This is a genomic window from Micromonospora sp. NPDC050695 (genome assembly GCF_040654415.1).
GTDB lineage: Bacteria > Actinomycetota > Actinomycetes > Mycobacteriales > Micromonosporaceae > Micromonospora.
In genome coordinates, this window is sequence record NZ_JBFAHZ010000120.1 from 1 (window position 1) to 2,779 (window position 2,779).

At 65.2% G+C, this 2,779-nt stretch carries 2 protein-coding genes; both read right to left on the reverse strand.

The features are described 5' to 3' along the window. Positions 1-197: 197 nt before the first annotated feature. Positions 198-449, reverse strand: a complete 252-nt coding sequence (locus AB0H52_RS31680; protein WP_151492807.1) for a hypothetical protein — start codon at positions 447-449, stop codon at positions 198-200. 169 nt (positions 450-618) lie between these two features. Continuing rightward, on the reverse strand, positions 619-855 hold the full coding sequence (locus AB0H52_RS31685) for a hypothetical protein (protein ID WP_151492808.1): 237 nt from the start codon (positions 853-855) through the stop codon (positions 619-621). Positions 856-2,779 lie beyond the last annotated feature (1,924 nt).

A 2,779-nucleotide genomic window follows, 5' to 3' on the forward strand; every position in this document is an offset into this window, starting at 1 on the left:
CAACAACGCTGCGCGGGGCCAATCCGTCTCCTACGACACCTAAACACCAAGATCAAATATTTGCGGTGCTGGGACAGCTACCCAAGCGCGGGGCCCAGTCCGTGCCGCTGGCGGCGATGTCGTCCTGGTGGCCTCGGCCGCGCACCACCGAGCCGCGCAGTCGAACCCGCCCGACCAGGCAGTCTCCGGCTGACGGATCAAGACCGGAACACGGGTTCCAGCCCCGCGCCGCGCCCTGCTCTCGGGTTGGATAGAAGGTCGGCCAGCACCGCGGCTTCGATTAACTGGCCGCTCAACGCGCCCCAGCACGTCGCTGCCGCTGGGCCGTATTGAGCCTCCATGGCGGCCGCCCGTTGGACAGCAAGCCTGAGCCCTTGATCGATATCCCTGGTCAGCAGATCGATCAAGGTGTCTCGCGTGGCCATTGCGTCGATGTCATCGAATGCCATCAAGCCAAATTATCTACCAGTCATTGACTCGTCACCGAAGGTGACAAATCTCTCCCGACTCGCGGGCCTTACCAGGGAAGGCCCGCGACTCCGCGGGCCCAACGGAATCTCGGGGCCGCCCACAACCGGGGCCCGCGCTCACACGGCCCCGGCGTTCAGGAGGCGGTGGTCAGGCGGCGCGGGGGGACTCCTGGGTGGCGTGGGCGATCGCGCGGCGCAGCGCCGCGAGGGAGACGGGCCGGTCGTGCTCCTGCTCGGTGAGCCCGACCTCGATGCACTGCCGGATCCACGTCGACGGCTTCACCCCGGCCGCCTTCGCCGCCGCCTCGACCCGGGCGTCGATGCTGACCGGCAGCCGCACGCCGCGCGGGACCATCGGCTCGCTGTCCAGCGGCGGCACCTGCACCGGGGTGACGCCGTCGACGTACTCTGCGCGAACGGACTACGCAATCGCCCTGGGGTGACCACACAGGGCTATTGCGTAGTCGCTTGATGGCCGGCTGACCTGCGGGAACTCGCGGTCAACCGTCCGGTGCAGGTGGTCGACTCGGCTGGGCGCCGAAGCGGAAGTGATGCGACCGAAGGCCTGCAGCTCCCGCAGGCCAATGGACCAGGACTGCCACGATGGGGGCTGCACTGGTGCTGACCTGCGCGAACGGACTACGCAATAGCCCTGGGTGACCACACCCAACCGCAGGCCAATCTCAAGATCAACTCATGCTACGTGGCGGGTATTGAACCTGGGCCCACGGTTCATACGTTTCAACGATCACCCACCCCAAGGCCCTAACTACTCCAACACGGGAGAACCAAGTTGCCCGAACGTCAGCCCGAAGATCGCCTAGGCCCCCTCGATCACCCAGCACTACCGATCGCTGCGTTGGCAGCTGTTAGTACAGCTGCGTCGGTTATGATCCCCAATCCTGCTGCCAAAGCCGTTTTTGGGATAACTGCTTCGCTTACCGCTAAGGGGGCTGTCGCAGCCGCTGCGATGCCGACGGTCGATCCCGATGATTCACGAGCATTGGCAGCCGGCCTTTGGAAGACGGCAGCCATCGGGAGCACCGTTGCTTCTGCGGCATTGTTTGCGTCAGGCAATCCCCAGGCAGGGGCGGCAATGGCTGCTATTGCAGTAGGGACAGATGCCGCATCGGATATAGTCAAGTCAAATACTCCCGTTGCCAGGCAACAACGATAGTGAATCGGTGAACTGGACAGAGTTCTGCGTACCTGTTGCTGGCCTGACCGCCCTGCTGGGGCTCGAATTCGTCACGTCGTCTCGGTCGCCCTCGTCGTACGGCAGCCGCCATTGGCTAGTTGACCAGGTCGTATGCGCGGTTGAGTCGGGATGCGCTGGTGGAACCAGCGTGAGCGGGCTTGGTGGCGTCGGCGGCGAGTTCGCTGGTAGCTAACGGCATCGAGCACCAGGGCTATTGAAGTGATCTCAGCGACTTTCCTGCAAATATTTGTACTCGAAGTGGGTCAGGCGTAGAGCGGCGGCGACGATGTCGCCGGTTCGGCATGGGCTGATGTTCGTGGGGCGTGGCGTTTTCCAGCGTCCGACCAGGGACGCGAAGCCGCGTTCTCCTTGCCAGCGCAGGCCGCGGCAGCGCCGCCGTCAAACGGTGCGAACGGACGGCCCCGGCTCACCCTCGCGGAGCCGTCCGTTCTATCCCCTCACCGCAGCGCTGCCAGCACGGGGGGCAGGGCTATTGCGTAGTCGCTTGATGGCCGGCTGACCTGCGGGAACTCGCGGTCAACCGTCCGGTGCAGGTGGTCGACTCGGCTGGGCGCCGAAGCGGAAGTGATGCGACCGAAGGCCTGCAGCTCCCGCAGGCCAATGGACCAGGACTGCCACGATGGGGGCTGCACTGGTGCTGACCTGCGCGAACGGACTACGCAATAGCCCTGGCACGGAGGGACCGAGCAGCGCCGTCGACTGATGAGCGTAAGACGCCCGCGGCGGCTCCCGGCTCGCCCCCCACGCTGAGGCGGTCTAGCCGCTCCGAGGGCTCGGGACGGCGGACCAACGTTCGGGAAAGTCGCGCTAAGGGTGATCTTGGTTCGAGCTGAGGGGTCCCGGAAACGCTCACTTGCGGGACACCCTGGCGCGATCGCCTCCGCAAGGGACTCATGCGGGGCGGCGAGTTCCAAAAACCGTCCCGCAATCGGCGCGGCGTGGTCCGGATTACGGGACGTTTCCGAGACGATCGGCCGCATGACTGCCCCCGCCCCCACCAGGGCATTCGCAAGATCGAGCTATGACCGGATATTCGGTTATGTGATAGTCACGCCGGTTCCGGTGGGTACGTAGAAGAGCGCGGCCTTCT

Coding starts and splice junctions, on each gene's coding strand:
- AB0H52_RS31680 (WP_151492807.1), bottom strand. CDS start 449: ATGGCATTCGATGACATCGACGCAATGGCCACGCGAGACACCTTGATC.